This window comes from Streptomyces torulosus, from assembly GCF_001419765.1.
Classification (GTDB): domain Bacteria; phylum Actinomycetota; class Actinomycetes; order Streptomycetales; family Streptomycetaceae; genus Streptomyces; species Streptomyces torulosus.
Map to the genome: position 1 here is coordinate 1 of NZ_LIRK01000849.1, position 1,289 is coordinate 1,289.

A 1,289-nucleotide genomic window follows, 5' to 3' on the forward strand; every position below is an offset into this window, starting at 1 on the left:
GCCCCCGGCCCCCGATCCTCGAACAGCAGACGGCCCGTAGCCGACGGCTGGTAGCCGGTAGCCGGTAGCCGACAGCCCTCGGCCCACAGCCCAGCACGCCGTTACCGGCCGTCCCGCTTCTCGCGCAGTCGTTGGAAGGCGGTCGGGGTGGGGCGGTGGGGCAGGAAGTCCTTGATGCGCCGGGCGCAGAGCCGCGGGTCCGCGAGGGACGTGTCGCACTCGACGTCGTAGATCCCGTGGGCGTGCACCTGCGCCAACTGCCGGGCCGCGAGCCCCGGGGGTCGGTCGCCCCGCTCGCGCTCCCGTCGTTCGAGTTCGGCGCGGGGGCAGTGGACTCCGACGAACACGACGTCCTGCGGTACGAACAGGTCGAGGCAGTCCCGCAGCCGCCACTCCTCGCTGAGGACGTGGTCCACCACGACGTTGTTGCCCGCGGCGGCCATGCCCGCGATCGCGCGGTGGTAGCCCCGCCAGGTGCGGTGGAGCACGGTGGCCAGCCGCTCGGGCTCCATCTCCTGCCGTGTCCGCATGGCGTGGAACGCGTCGACCGGCAGATGGAAGAACGGCTCGTCCAGGATCCGCAGCAGTTCGACGGCGATGCTCGACTTGCCCGAACTGGACGTGCCGTTCAGGAAGATGATCAGCCCTCCGGGGGNNGCGGCCTCGATGACCTCTCCGCGTATCGCCGCGGCCCACTCCACCACCAACAGCTCGTACTCCGCGCGCTCCTGGGCCGACAGCGAACCGCCCGCGCGCCGCCACAGGGCGCGGATCTGGTCGTTCACATCGGCAGCGGACCGCACGGAACCACAGGCAAGGGAATCGGGGGACATGCGGACAAGCGTAGGCGCAAGAGCTGACGGTGCGCTACAGCCCGGCTACGGATCCCATATGTGCTTGGTCACTGAAGGGAGTTGGGGCGTCCGCTCAGGTGCGGACGCCCCAACTCGCGTGCTCAGGGCGGCTCCGTGACGCGGCCGCCCGGGGATACCTCCCCGTCAGCCCGCCGACTCGCCGGCGTGCGGGCTCAGGACGCCCATCGAGACGAGGACGACGATGACGATGCCGAGGGCGATGCGGTACCAGACGAAGGGCATGAAGCTCTTGGTGGAGATGAACTTCATGAACCACGCGATCACGGCGTACCCGACCACGAACGCGATCACCGTGGCGAAGATCGTCGGGCCCCAGGAGACATGACCGCCCTCCAGGGCGTCCTTCAGCTCGTAGCCGCCGGAGGCCAGCACGGCGGGGATGGCGAGGAGGAAGGAGTAGCGGGCCGCGGCCTC

General features: G+C 70.2%; 2 protein-coding genes. Both read right to left on the reverse strand.

Annotation, left to right across the window (positions count from 1 at the left end; translation table 11 throughout):
• Nucleotides 1–101: 101 nt before the first annotated feature.
• On the reverse strand, nt 102–655 hold a 554-nt coding region (locus AOK23_RS41300; RefSeq protein ID WP_240496811.1), incomplete at its 5' end, for a chloramphenicol phosphotransferase CPT family protein.
• Nucleotides 656–998: 343 nt separating this feature from the next.
• Nucleotides 999–1,289 (reverse strand): undecaprenyl-diphosphate phosphatase (locus AOK23_RS41305; RefSeq protein WP_276205804.1); only part of this gene is annotated, 291 nt, incomplete at its 5' end.